Genomic DNA, 15,300 nt, shown 5'->3' on the forward strand with positions numbered 1-15,300 from the left:
ATTTAGTCGTCACCTTAAAGTTAGTAAAAAGCCTTAATGTTCTGATTAGTAAGTCCAACCAAAAAGAGATATGTATGTTATTTTGAGTTCTTAATTTTATTGAGACTTATGTGCTTCCAATTCTATTTCTACCATAAATTCAGGAAGTGCTAACCCCTTTACTTCAAGCCAAGAACCTGTTGGAAAACCGTTCTTGTAGATTTCAGCTCGATAGCTTGACTTTTCTAGCATTAATGCCATGTTTGTTGTAAAAATATCCTCTTTTACAACATCATCAAAAGTGCAGCCAAAGTGATTTAATATTTTTTCTAAGTCTGCATAGCAGTTTTTCATCTGCTGTTCTATGTCGCCTATAGCTGTTGGATTTCCTTCATCATCCATACTTACAGCTCCAGAGATCTTAATGTCATTTCCAATCTTAACAGCATGGGTGTATCCATATGCGTTTTCTACGTCAGGTCTTAATTGAAAATATTCAGGTTCTTCGGATTCAATAATCACTTCTTCTACAACCTCTTTAGTTTCTTCTTTTTGTCCACAACCCTGAATTGTCAAAGTCATAGTAAAAAGTGTAAATAATATTGCCAGTCGGTGAGTTAGTTTTTTCATTTTTGTATTGGTTTAGTTTCTATAATACACTTGATTTTCGTTCTAAATTCACCAACATTCTAATTAGAAAATTCCGTATCAAAATGTTGGCCCCAGTGCATGATTAGTCCGTCTATTTCTTCTAATGTTGGACGTGAATTAATTCCGAAGGCACAGATTATCATCAATATACTAATGATAATCAATAGATTGGTATTTAAATTTAATTTTTTTTGTTCTTTTTTAGTTTGTTGATTTATGGTAAGACCTCAAATGCATGTGCGTATTAAAATATTTTAAACTAATCGGTTCACTGATGTTTAAAATTGAACGCATTAAAAAAAATCATAAAATGTTTGGCATATTAAAAAATAGCATACTTTTGTTATGAAATTTAGAGTCGGTAACATAATAGATTCTAAATTTAGCTGAACACCTTGAAAACTGTTTTTACGTTCGGGCTTTTGAAAATTAGGAAGTCATATTCAAAAGTAGCTTATAAGATGAGCATCCGAAATTTAAAGCTAACTTCCGCGTCTCCGATTGCTGCCAGTCAGCATAATTTTGGTTTTGTTCCCACTACACAAAGCCAGTTCCAGATTTGATATTTAGTTAACACCAATTGTCTATATAACTTTATATCTTTATTTTCCTGATAACTGAGAATTAAACAAAAAATGAACACAAAATATATTGATCTCATTGATCAATCCTTTTACTTTCCACAAGAAGAGTTTTTTCTTGAGGATAATGCACTGCAATTTCATGGTATTAATCTTATGGCATTGATTGAGCAGTACGGTGCACCTTTAAAGTTTACCTATTTGCCACAAATTTCTAACAATATTCAACGTGCCAAATCTTGGTTTGCCGAAGCGTTTGCCAAACACAATTACAATGCCACATACAATTACTGTTATTGTACTAAGAGTTCTCACTTTAAGCATGTGCTAGACGAAGGCCTGAAAAACGATATCCATATTGAAACTTCTTCAGCATTCGACATTGATATTGTCAACAACTTAAAGAAAGAAGGTAAGATTACAGATAAAACCTTTGTGATAAGTAATGGCTTTAAGCGTGAGCAGTACGTTAACAATATTGCTGATTTAATAAACGGTGGCCATCAAAACTGTATTCCTATCATAGACAATTACGAAGAATTGGATTTGCTTACAGAAGCAATTAAAGGTAAGTTTAAGGTTGGGATTAGAATTGCATCTGAAGAAGAGCCTAAATTTGAGTTTTACACATCCCGTTTGGGAATAGGCTACAAAAATATTGTACCATTCTACAAAAATCAAATTCAGGATAATGCGCAGGTAGAGCTTAAGATGCTACATTTCTTTATTAACACGGGTATTAGAGATAATGCTTACTATTGGAATGAGTTAACCAAATGTCTTAAGGTATACACAGCACTTAAGAAGATTTGCCCATCATTAGATAGTTTAAATATTGGAGGAGGTTTCCCTATTAAAAATTCATTGGCGTTCGATTTTGATTATGCCTACATGGTAGATGAAATTGTCAACCAAATAAAGGCTGTTTGTGAAGAAGAGGAGGTGGATGTTCCTCACATTTTTACCGAATTTGGAAGCTTTACAGTTGGCGAAAGCGGTGGTGCTATATATAAAGTGTTGTACCAAAAACAGCAAAATGATCGCGAGAAGTGGAATATGATCAACTCATCCTTTATCACCACTTTACCAGATAGCTGGGCTATAAATAAACGTTTTATTATGTTGCCCATAAACCGATGGCAAGATACTTATGAGCGCGTGTTACTTGGCGGTCTCACTTGTGACAGTGACGATTATTACAATAGTGAGCAGCATGTGAATGCTATTTATTTGCCAAAATATCATAAAGATAAGCCTTTGTACATTGGTTTTTTTAACACGGGAGCCTATCAAGAAACTATCGGTGGTTTTGGTGGACTACAACATTGTTTAATCCCAAGTCCTAAGCATATATTGATTCAACGTGATAATAACGGAAACTTAACAACCAAGGTTTTTGCAGAACAACAAAAAAGTGAAGATTTACTGAATATTTTAGGATATTAAAAGATTTCAGAATCAAATAAAAAACAACAAGAATAAATAACCAATTTCCCTTTCAGGAATTAAAAAAATGAACACAAAAACTTACGCTGGAATTCCAGCAGAGCATTCAAAATTAGAGCAGTCAAAGATTGTTTTAATCCCAGTACCTTATGATGGTACAAGTACATGGCAGAAAGGTGCAGATAAGGGCCCAGAGGCATTTTTACACGCATCGGAAAACATGGAACTGTATGATATTGAAACCGATTCTGAAGTGTACCTTCAAGGTATTCACTTAGCAGATGCAGTAACAGAAAATGCCTCACCAGAAGCCATGGTTGAGGCTGTGCATCAAGCAACCAAAACCTATATTAAAAAGAACAAGTTTGTTACAATCTTTGGTGGTGAGCATTCTATCTCAATCGGTACAATAAGAGCGTTTAATGAAATGTTTGAAGACTTAACGGTATTGCATATTGATGCCCATGCCGATTTGCGAGAAAGTTACGAAGGCTCAAAATGTAACCATGCTTGTGCTGTTTACGAAGCTAGCCAAACAACAAATTTAATTCAGGTTGGTATCCGTTCAATGGATGCGATCGAAAAAACAGTGATGGATGAGGACAAAACTTACTTTGCTCACGAAATGGCTGTAGATGATAATTGGATGGACTCTGCAATAGATCAGATGACAGACAACGTGTTTATAACCTTCGATTTGGATGCTTTTGACCCTTCTATAATGCCAAGTACTGGTACGCCAGAGCCTGGAGGATTATTCTGGTATGAGACTTTAGAGTTCTTAAAACAGGTGTTTGAAGAAAAAAATGTAGTTGGCTTTGATATTGTAGAGCTTTGTCCAAATAAAAATGAAAAGTCATCCGATTTCTTGGCGGCAAAGTTGTATTATAAAATGTTAAGTTATAAGTTTCAGGACGAAGATGTAGAGGACGATTTTGAAAGTAATTTCAATAATGGTTCATCTGGAACTAATAAATTTTCTAAATTTAACGATGACGATGAGTACTAACAAAGGACACATATCCCAATTTATAGAAAAGTATTACCTCCATTTTAATGCAGCAGCTTTGGTCGATGCGGCCAAAGGTTATGAGGACCAGCTTAACAATGGTGCTAAGATGCTAGTATCCTTAGCTGGAGCAATGAGTACCGCAGAATTGGGAAAAATATTTGCAGAAATGATTCGTCAGGATAAAGTGCACATTATATCCTGTACAGGTGCTAACTTAGAAGAAGATATAATGAACTTGGTAGCACACAGTCATTACAAGCGTGTTCCTAATTATCGTGATTTAACGCCACAGGATGAATGGGATTTGTTAGAAAAGGGACTGAACCGAGTTACAGATACATGTATACCAGAAGAGGAAGCGTTTAGAAGAATTCAACAGCATATTGTAAAAATTTGGAAAGAGGCAGAAGCTAAAGGAGAACGTTACTTGCCACATGAGTACATGTATAAGTTGTTGTTGTCAGGGGCTTTAGAAGAATATTATGAGATAGACTTGAAAGATTCTTGGATGTATGCCGCAGCAGAAAAAAACTTACCTATAGTTTGTCCTGGTTGGGAAGACAGTACCATGGGCAATATTTTTGCAAGTTATGTACTTAAAGGAGAATTGAAAGCCAGTACGATGAAATCGGGTATTGAGTACATGACGTTTTTAGCAGATTGGTATACATACAACTCTGAAAAAGGGATTGGGTTCTTCCAAATTGGTGGCGGTATAGCAGGAGATTTTCCTATTTGTGTTGTCCCAATGCTCTATCAGGATATGGAACGTACAGATACACCATTTTGGAGTTACTTTTGCCAAATAAGTGACAGTACCACAAGTTATGGGTCGTATTCTGGTGCTGTACCAAACGAAAAGATTACTTGGGGAAAATTAGATATTAATACACCAAAATTTATCATAGAAAGTGATGCAACCATTGTTGCGCCATTAATTTTTGCGTACCTTTTGGACATGTAAATCCAACCTAAAAAGATGAACAGAAAAGACCAACATTTAAAACGTGTCATAGTTGACTTTAAAAAGTTAACACCAGAGATACTTGCCTTATTGGTGGAAAAATATCCTGATGGTTATGATGAAGACCACATTATTACCTTTAGAAATGCCAAAAATGAGATTATAGATGCTGTTGAAGTCACTACGGAAGACACTAAATATTTAGTGAAGGTAAGCACAAAATTGGCGGTTACAATGGAGAATTATGATGAGGATGATTATGAAGATTTTGACAATGACGATCCAGAAGCGGTCCAAGACCCAGAAATTGCTGATGAATCTGATGAAGAGGATTTTGATTAATTTTCCTTACCGGTGTCATATAATTTTGTAACTTTCTTTATACTAAAAAGTTATAAACTCTAAGTGCTTAAATTATGGAAACGTCATTTCACATGTCACTACCGTGTTTGAGTGTAAACGAAACTCAAGACTTTTACATTAAAAACATTGGCGCTTCTGCAGGAAGAACCTCAGAAAACTGGGTAGATATAAATTTATTTGGGCACCAAATTACATTTATAAAAGCTGAAAAATTTAACTTTAATAATCCAAATTATGTGTTTGAAGGTAAAATTTTGCCATCTTTTCACTTTGGTGTTATTGTGGGTGCTGATAATCTGAAAAACATCTATTCCAAGCTTACTAAGCAAAAGTTGGAGGTTGTAACCAAAACCACTTTTTTAAAAGATAAGACGGGAGAGCATCTATCGTTTTTCATTAAAGACCCAAATGATTACATGTTAGAGTTTAAAAGTTTTAAAGAACCTCAAGATATGTTTGTAGCATAATGTTACCGGTTGTCGCTTATCAGGTAGCAAACACTATCAGTACCAAAGAGTGCAAACAACAATTGCAATGGCATCTGTTGTTTCAAGATAGTGATGAATTATTCTATTTATATTCAGAAGATAAGTACATTTACCTGTTTCAGTATGGAATGGTTAGTTTCTTCAATCTTTCTAAAACGGAGATCGATAGTGCATTAACCCTAATTAAGCCATTTTGTGATATCTATTTTACAAATAAAATTGCCGAAGAAGTCAATGTGGAAATAAAGACCGACACGCTTCAGGTAAATTTTGAAAGCATTGTGTTGCCAGACTTTGATAGCGAAATGATTCGCCTAGTGATGCTAAATGCATCTCAATCGGTCGCCTTAAACCGCTATTCTGAAATTACTGAAGCCTTATTGATTGAGACTAATGAGCATACAAAATACTTAGAATCCAAAGGAAAACTCAATATATCAGGTAACAAGCTAAAACGCTTTATAGGTAAGGTATTGAATATCAAGAATAAGATTTCAGAAAATCTATACATTTTTGACTCACCAGATATCACCTGGGAAGATGAGCAGTTAAATAAATTAAATATTGAGTTAAAGAAAACCTTTGATCTTAAGGATCGATACCACTTAATCCATGATAGAATAGAAATTATTAAAGAGAATCTAGAACTCTTTAAGGATATTATGGATCATAGAGAAAGTAGCCGTTTAGAGTGGATTATTATCATTCTAATTTTGGTAGAAGTCATAGATTTGTTTATTCTAAAACTGTTTTAAAAGACAAAGAAAACTCCAAAGAAAAACCACAGTTATCGCTGTCTCAGATGGTGAGCTAAAAGCACTTGGGCTTGAGGTGGTAAACTCCCAAAAACTATAATTAATACCAATAGATTTTTCATTACAACATGTTAATGAAAGATCAAAAACATAAGATATCAAAATGAAAAACAAGCATTTTTTAGTATTACTTTTTTCGATTATGATGTTTGGTTTAAGCGCAAATTCGGAAATTAAAAGTCCTTCACAAGAGAATAAAACCGTTACTACCGTTGCCATCTTTGACGGGTATGATGAAGATGATGGCTATGCCTTTCTAGTAAAAAGCGATGACGAATACGACGACGTTATGTACTTTTCTGAGGTCAAACCAGAAGTTTTAAAAATTGTAAATCTTCAATCTGAAGATAATATTGGTGTGCGGTTTGAGATTACTTACGAAATAGAAGAGTTTGAAGAAGAAGATGAGTATGGTTATACCGAGGTGTATGAAAAATATACTATCACAAAGATTAAAAAGATGTAATAATAAAAGGACTGCTAATTAAAATGGCAGTCTTTTTTTTAGGAATACTTCCCAGGTAAACACTGCAAAAACAATGAGGTATTCAAAAGCAACGACCCATAAGTTTTCAATCTTATCCTCTGAGCCAATACCTAGGTAGGAGAAGTAACTTAACACCACCACCAAGCTCCATACTAATGGGTATTTATAGTTGGTAAATACACTAAGGATAACTAAAGAGGCAATATACCAAGGATGTACCGTTGTGCTTAAAAATAAGTAACAGGTCATTGCCAAAAGCATGGATGGGATAAGCTTGGTTAAGCTGTTGTTTTTTGTAAAAAATGACAAACCTAGAACACATAGAAGTGTTATGACTGGTAGTATCTTTCCAATGATTGCTATTTCATTATATCCGGTTATGGCAAAGCCAATGGATCTTAACAGGTAGTATATGCTAGCATTAAATTCAAAATCGTTGAACCAAAGACCTACTGTTTGAGCATAGTTGGTTATAAATTCCATTGAAAAAAATGGAAGAAAGCATAACAAAGTATATGAGCAGACAATCGTATAAAATAAAATCAATGTTGTCATTCCTAGTAACATAGAGTTTTTGTTTATTCCTGTATAGCTTCTATTCGAATGAAACCACCAAAAAAATAACGGTAAAAACATCAATGGAATTAATTTAATTGTGACAGAACAGGCAAATATTACAGCTGCCCATTTCCATTGGCCTTTGTTTAGTAAGTACAAACTCCAAACCAGAAAGAAAATCATTACACCCTCAAAATGAAGGTTACCTGTCAGTTCAATGATGATAAAAGGATTTAAAACATACCAGAAAATTCTATTTGATGGTAGTTTTAAGTCTTCTAAAAGCTTTTTTCCAACGTAAAGCGTTCCAATGTCCGCAGCGATAATAATTAGGCGCATGCCTATGACAGAGCTTAAAATACTCTTTCCAGGAAATAGATTTCCAAGCGCAAAACACAACTGATTTAAAGGTGGGTAATTGCTAAAGTGAGAGGCACTGAGTGAGCCCATACCATTATACAGTTCCTGAGCCATTGGAATATCAATTCCAGATCCATTCATTATGTCATTAGGTCTGTATAAGTAGGGATTTAAACCTTCTAAAAGCATTTGCCCATCCCATATAAATCGATAGAAATCTTGAGAAAGGTTAGGAATAGCAAATAAAAAAGATAATCTAAACAGGATGGCAGCCAGTACTAAAACCCTAAAATAAAAGCCAGAGGTTTTTAGGATTTGGAAACCTAGAAAGAATAAGGCTACATATAAGAGAATGAGTTTTAAACCTTCAGTGCGTTCCAAGCCATATGCAAACCATAGATAAAGGATACAACTGATTAAGATGTAGGCTAAAGTACTTTTTTTATAGCTATAAATATTGGCCAATTGCAGCATGTAGCCAAAGATAGAATTATTTAGAATAGGCTGCTATTGTATTTTTGAGCCCAAAAAGGAACATTCCTAAACTTTAGAAGCAATAGACTTAAAGAATACATAACCAAAGCCGATGAAAAGCATTAAATGAAATGGGAAAAGTCCAAAATCTCCTCCTTGGTCGCCAACAATAAATGCACTGTAAAGGCCAAATGCAAAATACAACATCAATATGCCCTCTAAGACTACATTTTTAGATAAAGACTTTTTTAGGTATTTGTTATTTTTCCAATTATCCTTAAAACTCTTAATGTTAAATTTTGGCGTTCTAATAAACTCACTTTTTTTACCTAAATGACCTTCTATAACTGCTATGGAATTATGCAGTGAAAAGCCCATGGCAATAGAGAAAAAAGTAAAAAACATGCCTATATAGCCAAAAAAGCGTTTAAAACCGCTGCCATAAATATTTCGGTACATAAACCAATAACACACAAAGAAAATAATGGTGCTCATAATAAAGAAACTCATCACATAGAAGTAGTCTCTTAAATGGCCATATTCGTTTTTAATGTAAAGCATAGGGATGCTCAAAACAGCAACTATAAAGATGCTTAAAAACATGGTGCTGTTTAATAAATGCAGTAGACCATGTACTTTGGTTTTAGGTGAAATATTTTTAGACTTGATTACGCGCCAAAGCATTTTTCTAAAGTTTTCGGCACCACCTTTGTTCCATCTAAACTGTTGTGATCTAGCCGCGCTTATGACCACAGGGAGTTCTGCCGGAGTCTCAACGTCTTCAAGATATTTAAACTTCCAATTTCTAAGTTGTGCTCTGTAACTTAAGTCTAAATCTTCGGTAAGGGTATCACCTTCCCAGTTACCGGCATCTATAATACATTCTTTACGCCAAATACCTGCCGTTCCATTAAAGTTGATAAAATGCCCTTTACTATTTCTGCCAACCTGTTCTAATGTAAAATGGGCATCTAATGCAAAGGCTTGTATTCTCGTTAATAAAGAATAATTACGATTAATATGACCCCAACGCGTTTGTACAACACCAATGCTTTTATCTTTAAAGTAAGGCACTGTACGTTTCAACCAGTTGGGTTGCGGTAAAAAATCCGCATCAAAAATTGCAATGAATTCCCCTTTGGCTATTTCTAAACCTTCTTTGAGGGCACCAGCTTTGAATCCAATACGATTGGTTCTAGTAATGTGTTTGATGTCTAATCCAGTAGCTGCTAGTTTTTCTACATGCGCTTTGGTGGAATGAACAGTCTCATCAGTAGAATCGTCTAGTACCTGTATCTCTAATTTTTCTTTGGGATAGTCTAACAATGCGATGTTGTCCAGTAGACGCTCCATAACATACATCTCGTTAAAAACGGGTAGTTGGATCGTTACGTAAGGGACTTCGCTAGGATTGTCTAAATTAAAAGTGTCGTTATCTTCACGTTTCTTTTTGGATGATAAATAATTGACCAATAAATTTAACTGTGCCAAGGCGTACAAAAAGATAAGTACGATGGCAATAGTATAAACAACAATAATAAAGTAGTGTAAATAAATCACTTAAAACTGTATTTAAAAATCCATGTTAAGATTTTTACGCCTGCAAATATAGCACCTTTTACCGTTCCTGAAACTTTTGAGACACCTATTCTGTTTTTATAGTGTACAGGGATTTCCTTATAGCTCAATTTTTGCTTAAGTACTTTTAGCTGCATTTCTACCGTCCAACCATAGGTTTTGTCTTCCATTTTTAGATCTAGTAGCTTTTGATACTTAATGGCTCTAAATGGGCCTAGATCTGTAAAAGTTGATTTAAAAAACAAGCGCATTAAAAACGTAGCTAACCAATTGCCAAATATTTGCGGACCAGTCATAGAGCCTGGTTCTCTTAGTTCTTTAACACGAGCACCAACAACAAAATCAATATTGTCTTCTATTATAGGTTGAACAATTTTGGTGAGTTCCTCGGGATAATCGCTATAATCTCCATCTAGGAATACGACAATATCAGGTAGTTCTGTATAATCAAAACTTGCAACATATTCCATGCCTTTTAAACAGGCATGCCCGTAACCTTTTTGATGTTCTACTAAAACGGTTGCTCCTGCGCTTTTAGCGTTATCTTCGGTATTGTCGGTAGAGTTATTACTTACCACAATAATTTCGTCAACAATTGAAGGGATGTCTTTTATAACATAAGAGATAGAGGCTTCTTCGTTGTAAGCCGGAATAATAACAACTATTTTAGGCATTTGATACGATTGAGGCTGCAAAATAACTGCCTTATTTCTGATTTACCAAATCCATTAAATCAATATCGTTTCCAAGTAGTATTTCATTTGGGTTGATGCGTCCTTTCATGCCATCATTCTCTAATTTTAAAACACCCCTTGGGCAGACAGCACTGCAAATGCCGCAACCTACACAACTAGAGCGTACTATATTTTCTCCTTTTTGGGCATAGGCGCGCACATCGATTCCCATTTCGCAATAGGTCGAACAGTTTCCGCAAGATATACATTGTCCACCATTGGTAGTAATTCTAAATTTTGAAAATAAGCGTTGCTGAAAGCCTAAGATTGCTGCCATGGGACAACCAAATCTACACCAAACCCGACTGCCAAAAATAGGATAGAAGCCAGTACCAATAACTCCAGAAAAAATAGAGCCAATTAAAAATCCGTAGGTAGTTCTCAAGGTTTCAGATTTGAATAGAAACAAGGTATTGTTTTTAGTGAAAACGTACATTGCAAAAAGTGCTGCAATGACTACAAAATAACCTATTGCACCATACTTAGCGTCTTTAGCTAATTCTTTCCGTTTAAATATCATAGTGCCTGCAAAAATGAGTGTTAAGAATGTGCCGACACCAATTAAAAACGTAGATTTTGTCAACCAGTACTTACCGGTGTCCGTACCTAAATAACTGTGTATAACAGCGGTTGTCATTAACACTACAAAGACCAAGACCGAGTGGATAACCCAACGTTCTACCTTCCAGGCAAATTGAGATTTATCACTAAGTTGTCTAAAGCTATCACCAGCAGTTTCGGCTAGAGCACCGCAACCACATACCCAAGAACAATACCAGCGCTTACCGTATTTGTAGGTTAGAATTGGCGTAATGACAAAAATGGAAACAACACCAAAAATGAGCATCGCTAAACCAATATTTCCTGCACTTATAAAGGCTTTGACGCGATAACTTTCAAAATTATAATAATTAAGTGGCCAAATATTCTTCAAATCATAGTATGGTAAATCGCTATTTAACACATACATAAACTCAGGAATAAGAAAAGCAAAGGCCAACTGAAAAAACATCACGGAAATGGTTCGTATTTGCTCATAGCGATTATGCCTATATTTTAGGAGAAACTTGTAACCAAAAACTAAAATGGCAACGGTGTATAGTGTGCCGTATACAAACCATTGACTAGCATTTCTACCGCTTAACAATTGACTTAAAGGATCAAAAAGTGCTATTAAGCCAGTATTGCTCTCTTCTTTTTGAGCCAAACCTAAGTATTGTGGATAAAAATAAAGAACCACGTAAAACAAGGTTAGAACAATACCAATGACCCAACCAATACTACCTCTAGAGGATAAGGACTTAAAATAAACGCCGTCGTTTTTTATGCCTTTTTGTTTGGTTAAATAAGCGTTGTTTGCAAACCAAATACCACCAATAAAAATGAGGCTTAAAGCAATAGTTAGTGTAATGGCTTTGTTTGGAAAGTCAGTATTAAATAAGGCCAATACAAAAATAAATAAGCCCATTATTCCTATTGCAGAAGCTATTCTTTGGGTAGTTGTAAGCCCATAAGAATTTGCCAAAGACATACTGTAATTTAGTTTTAAGCTCATATTAATTGGTTTGCAAGGTGTTATTATAGGATGCTCTTATCTCATTTTCGAAGCGTTTATATAACTCTGGGTCAAAATTTGCCTCTTCAAGGTGATTAATGACATAATCTAAATCCCGTTTTTCGGAGAGCCATCTGTCAAAAACATTGTGTCGCATTCTAATTCCAAAGGTGTTAATGCCTAAAAGAAGATTTGTATCTCTGTGATAGGCTATAGTGATACATTTGGTATCATCCTTATGTTTCCAATGAAAATGAACTTCGTAATCCGGTTTGCCTTTTTTGCCGTGAACCCAACCATAAGTTTGGTATTCGATATCAAAAAATTTCGCACTATTAAACCAATGTCCTGGGTTGTATTTAATGCGATTGCCACAAATGGTTTGAGCTAAGGTTTCACCCATCATTCTACCAGTGTACCAAACGGATTCAATGGGTCTACGAAGACCTAAAGCTTCTTGTTGTTCGGCACAATCGCCTATGGCATACACATCTTTGACGTTGGTTTCTAAATACCGATTAACTAGTACACCTTTGTTGGTGTTGATTTTAGAATCTTTTAAAAAGGAAATGTTAGGGGAAACGCCTGCGGTTAACCCTACAAAATCACATGGAACTTCCTCACCAGTTTCTTCAATAACAATCGATTTTACTTTACCATTACTGTCTGAAATGATTTCTTTTAAATTAGAGGACAACCGCAAATCAATATGATGATTTTTAATATGTCTGTTTATCATTTGACTTTCTCCATCGGGCAGAACACCGTTCCAGAAGCTGTTCTCTCGTACTAAAAATGTCACAGGAATATTTCTTGTATTTAACATTTCTGCCAATTCAATACCAATTAGTCCACCACCAACAATAACAGCGCGTTTACATACCTTGTTGTTAGGTGCATATATTTCAAGGTTTTCCAAATCCTGCTTGCTATATAAGCCCTGGACGCCTTTTAAGTTCTGACCGGGCCAACCAAATTTATTGGGCTTGCTACCGCTTGCAATCACTAATTTGTCGTAAGTGAGGGTATTGCCATCATCAAAATGGAGTATTTTTTTGTCAGTATCAATTTGATGGACATAGCCTTTTTTTAATTCGATCTTATTTTTTTTCCAAAACCAATTTTCGTAAGGTTGTGTATGTTCAAAGGTCATATGCCCCATATATACATACATTAAAGCAGTACGAGAAAAGAAGTAATCACTTTCAGCAGAAATAATAGTGATTTTCTTTTTGGACATTTTTCTAATATGTCTTGCAAGGGTAACACCCGAAATACCGTTACCTATAATCGCAATGTGCTCCATACTTTTGGTTTAGTTGATTTTTAGGTCGCACCTAAAGATAATACCTTAATTATTGATATCAATTTAGAAGGAATTTAAATTAAAATTGATTTGTAAGGTATTGTCTTTTTGCAACACACGACTTTTCTTTAAATTTACATTATGAGGGTAGCACTTGTTTTTTTGGTTGTATTATTTTTAGGTTGTTCGGCTGCGCCATACAAACCGACCAAGATTAACGGTGTAAGTTTTGTGGCTGCAAGAGATGTTGTTGATAGTACACATGTAGAACCTGTGGTTAATGTTAATGCTAATTTTGCAGCGGTTATGCCCTTTGGGTTTATTAAAAATTTAGAGCATCCAGAGATAATCCATAATACCGATAGGCAATGGTTTGGTGAAACTCGAGCAGGTGCTGAGCAGTATATTTCAGAATTACGAAAGGCGAACATTAAAATAATGATTAAACCTCAATTGTGGGTTTGGAGAGGAGAGTTTACAGGTGAAATTATGATGACGAATGAAAGTGATTGGCAAGATCTAGAAACCTCTTATGAAGCTTTTATTTTAGAATATGCAGATTTGGCTAATAAAGTGAATGCTGAGATATTTTGTATTGGAACTGAATTAGAGCTATTTGTAAAATTCAGACCCGAATTTTGGTCTCAATTAATTGAAAAAATAAAGTCTAGATATACTGGGAAATTAACCTACGCTGCAAATTGGAATGAGTTTGCCAAGACACCGTTTTGGAATCAATTGGATTATATAGGGATAGACGCCTATTTTCCAATAAGTGACAAAAAAACACCGACCTATGAAGATTGTTTGAAAGGTTGGAAAGCTCATAAACCAACTATAAAACGACTTTCTGAACAAAACAATACACCGGTTTTATTTACAGAATATGGTTACCGAAGTGTAGATTACTCGGGTAGGGAACCATGGGTTTCGGACCGTACAATGAAGGAGGTTAACCTTGATGCACAGGTAAACACGACTAAAGCCTTATTCGATACCTTTTGGAAAGAAGATTGGTTTGCTGGTGGATTCATCTGGAAATGGTTTATAAAGCATGATGAGGTTGGTGGGCATGACAACCCGATGTTTACACCGCAAAATAAACCTGTTGAAGCGATCCTGTCTGAGACTTACGCGGAGTTTAATTAACTCTATTTTAATCTTTAAAATAGTTGTGCTTAATCATTATAATTTAGTTTTGTGTAAAAGATATTGGAAATGCGAACACTAACGGTTGGTGATATTCATGGTGGTTTAAAAGGCTTATTGCAGGTATTAGAAAGAGCTGAAATTTCCGAGAAAGATCGTCTCATATTTTTAGGTGATTATGTAGATGGTTGGAGTGAATCTGCTCAGGTTATTGATTATCTAATTCATCTTTCAACAACAAACACATGTATATTTATAAAAGGGAATCATGACGTTTGGTGTGAGCATTGGTTGGCCGATGGCAATGTTAATAATGTTTGGTATATACATGGTGGAAAAGAAACGATAGAAAGCTATAAAGGATATTCAAAACAGCAAAAGCAAGCACATCTCGATTTTTTTGAAGCCATGCCCTTGTACCACATAGATGATGAGCAACGGCTTTTTGTTCATGCAGGTTTTACGTCAATGCATGGAGTAGAGCGCGAAACTCATCGAGAGACCTTTTATTTTGACCGTACGTTATGGGAAATGGCATTGACCATGGATAAACGAATTCAACAGAATTCAGAATTATTTCCAAATAGACTTAAGCATTATAAAGAAATTTACATAGGACATACACCCACAATAAGATACCACAAGTACGAGCCAATGCAAGCAGTCAATGTGTGGAATGTTGATACAGGTGCGGCCTTTACAGGAAAATTATCGGTTTTGGATATTAATAATAAGGAGGTGTTTCAAAGTGATACCTTAATGCATTTGTATCCCGATGAGATGGGTCGGAATACTTAGAC

The 15,300-nt window shown here is 35.1% G+C and carries 15 protein-coding genes; 9 read left to right on the forward strand and 6 right to left on the reverse strand.

The features are described 5' to 3' along the window. Positions 1-96: 96 nt before the first annotated feature. Positions 97-561: a RidA family protein gene (locus ACFQ1K_RS00950; RefSeq protein ID WP_320555703.1), complete on the reverse strand. Its 465-nt coding sequence runs from the start codon at positions 559-561 to the stop codon at positions 97-99. Positions 562-1,265: 704 nt separating this feature from the next. Between ACFQ1K_RS00950 and ACFQ1K_RS00955 the strand changes: the two genes are divergently transcribed. The 7 genes from ACFQ1K_RS00955 to ACFQ1K_RS00985 all read left to right on the forward strand — a co-directional run bounded on the left by ACFQ1K_RS00955 (position 1,266) and on the right by ACFQ1K_RS00985 (position 6,765). After that, positions 1,266-2,657 carry an arginine decarboxylase gene (locus ACFQ1K_RS00955; RefSeq protein ID WP_320555702.1) on the forward strand — a complete coding sequence of 464 codons (1,392 nt, stop codon included), beginning with the start codon at positions 1,266-1,268 and terminating at the stop codon, positions 2,655-2,657. A gap of 67 nt (positions 2,658-2,724) precedes the next feature. Next, complete coding sequence (gene speB, locus ACFQ1K_RS00960) at positions 2,725-3,666, forward strand: agmatinase (RefSeq protein ID WP_320555701.1); 942 nt, start codon at positions 2,725-2,727, stop codon at positions 3,664-3,666. Continuing rightward, complete coding sequence (locus ACFQ1K_RS00965) at positions 3,656-4,633, forward strand: deoxyhypusine synthase family protein (RefSeq protein WP_320555700.1); 978 nt, start codon at positions 3,656-3,658, stop codon at positions 4,631-4,633. The genes speB and ACFQ1K_RS00965 overlap by 11 nt, the downstream gene beginning before the upstream one ends. Positions 4,634-4,648: 15 nt before the next feature. Beyond that, positions 4,649-4,975, forward strand: a complete 327-nt coding sequence (locus ACFQ1K_RS00970; protein ID WP_320555699.1) for a hypothetical protein — start codon at positions 4,649-4,651, stop codon at positions 4,973-4,975. A 74-nt stretch (positions 4,976-5,049) separates the two neighbouring features. Beyond that, the gene (locus ACFQ1K_RS00975) at positions 5,050-5,463 is read left to right on the forward strand and encodes a VOC family protein (RefSeq protein ID WP_386133567.1); all 414 of its coding nucleotides are present in this window, start codon (positions 5,050-5,052) and stop codon (positions 5,461-5,463) included. Continuing rightward, positions 5,463-6,239: an RMD1 family protein gene (locus tag ACFQ1K_RS00980; RefSeq protein WP_320555697.1), complete on the forward strand. Its 777-nt coding sequence runs from the start codon at positions 5,463-5,465 to the stop codon at positions 6,237-6,239. The genes ACFQ1K_RS00975 and ACFQ1K_RS00980 overlap by 1 nt, the downstream gene beginning before the upstream one ends. Positions 6,240-6,402: 163 nt before the next feature. Next, positions 6,403-6,765 carry a hypothetical protein gene (locus ACFQ1K_RS00985; protein WP_320555696.1) on the forward strand — a complete coding sequence of 121 codons (363 nt, stop codon included), beginning with the start codon at positions 6,403-6,405 and terminating at the stop codon, positions 6,763-6,765. Positions 6,766-6,783: 18 nt separating this feature from the next. On the opposite strand, the gene ACFQ1K_RS00990 is transcribed toward ACFQ1K_RS00985, so the two are convergent. The 5 genes from ACFQ1K_RS00990 to ACFQ1K_RS01010 all read right to left on the reverse strand — a co-directional run bounded on the left by ACFQ1K_RS00990 (position 6,784) and on the right by ACFQ1K_RS01010 (position 13,351). Further along, positions 6,784-8,178 (reverse strand): mannosyltransferase, encoded by a 1,395-nt coding sequence (locus ACFQ1K_RS00990; RefSeq protein ID WP_320555695.1) that lies wholly within the window; start codon positions 8,176-8,178, stop codon positions 6,784-6,786. Between the two features lie 66 nt (positions 8,179-8,244). Then, the gene (locus tag ACFQ1K_RS00995; protein ID WP_320555775.1) at positions 8,245-9,735 is read right to left on the reverse strand and encodes a cellulose synthase family protein; all 1,491 of its coding nucleotides are present in this window, start codon (positions 9,733-9,735) and stop codon (positions 8,245-8,247) included. After that, positions 9,735-10,430, reverse strand: coding sequence for a glycosyltransferase family 2 protein (locus tag ACFQ1K_RS01000; protein WP_320555694.1), 696 nt, complete (start codon positions 10,428-10,430; stop codon positions 9,735-9,737). The genes ACFQ1K_RS00995 and ACFQ1K_RS01000 overlap by 1 nt, the downstream gene beginning before the upstream one ends. 31 nt (positions 10,431-10,461) lie before the next feature. Next, entirely contained in the window at positions 10,462-12,045 is a 1,584-nt protein-coding gene (locus ACFQ1K_RS01005; RefSeq protein ID WP_320555693.1) for a 4Fe-4S binding protein, read from the reverse strand. Between the two features lies 1 nt (position 12,046). Then, positions 12,047-13,351, reverse strand: a complete 1,305-nt coding sequence (locus ACFQ1K_RS01010) for an NAD(P)/FAD-dependent oxidoreductase (protein ID WP_320555692.1) — start codon at positions 13,349-13,351, stop codon at positions 12,047-12,049. A gap of 141 nt (positions 13,352-13,492) precedes the next feature. On the opposite strand from ACFQ1K_RS01010, the gene ACFQ1K_RS01015 reads away from it, so the two are divergent. Together ACFQ1K_RS01015 and ACFQ1K_RS01020 are read left to right on the forward strand one after the other, a co-directional pair. Then, the gene (locus ACFQ1K_RS01015) at positions 13,493-14,500 is read left to right on the forward strand and encodes a glycoside hydrolase family 113 (protein WP_320555691.1); all 1,008 of its coding nucleotides are present in this window, start codon (positions 13,493-13,495) and stop codon (positions 14,498-14,500) included. A 69-nt stretch (positions 14,501-14,569) separates the two neighbouring features. Further along, entirely contained in the window at positions 14,570-15,298 is a 729-nt protein-coding gene (locus tag ACFQ1K_RS01020) for a metallophosphoesterase family protein (protein ID WP_320555690.1), read from the forward strand. Positions 15,299-15,300: the final 2 nt, after the last annotated feature.

Origin of the sequence: Winogradskyella aquimaris (genome assembly GCF_042676105.1) — a bacterium.
GTDB lineage: Bacteria > Bacteroidota > Bacteroidia > Flavobacteriales > Flavobacteriaceae > Winogradskyella > Winogradskyella aquimaris.